The sequence below is a fragment of the Escherichia sp. KCJ4928 genome, assembly GCF_004352695.1.
In the GTDB taxonomy this organism is placed as follows: Bacteria; Pseudomonadota; Gammaproteobacteria; order Enterobacterales; family Enterobacteriaceae; genus ECMA0423.
This window is the reverse complement of record NZ_SJWV01000652.1, coordinates 1-361: the sequence shown is the minus strand read 5'-3', so window position 1 is coordinate 361 and position 361 is coordinate 1. Positions and strand designations below refer to the sequence as shown.

Annotated in this window: 1 pseudogene; it reads right to left on the bottom strand. The window is 54.3% G+C overall.

Going from position 1 to position 361, the window contains the following annotated elements:
* Positions 1 to 65: 65 nt before the first annotated feature.
* A pseudogene (locus E0D98_RS26085) lies at positions 66 to 361 on the bottom strand (transcription termination factor NusG); the annotation flags it as partial.

Here is a 361-nt window from a genome sequence, read left to right as displayed (position 1 = left end):
AACAGAAGGGAAAAAAATCCCGGCCATAAAGGCCGGGAAAAGTCGTCAAATTAAGACAGCAATTTTCATGTCAACGCTCCGTCATCAGATACCAGGTGCAGGAGCAGGGCGATCCTCGACTCCGGCATAGGCTGTGCATCAAGCCGGAGGAGGTACTGGTAACGCGCTTTTGTCAGCCAGAGGGGGGAGGCAGCATCCAGCTCCTCCCTGGCTGCCGGATTGAGCGCAGGATCTGGGTACACTTTCATCAAAGACTGAACGATATCCTCCCTGACGGTTTTGATTTCACCGGCCATTTTCACGAAGTCCAGAAAGGCACTGTGACGGCGAAGGTGAGTGAAGCTGTGGCGTTCGGGGTCTG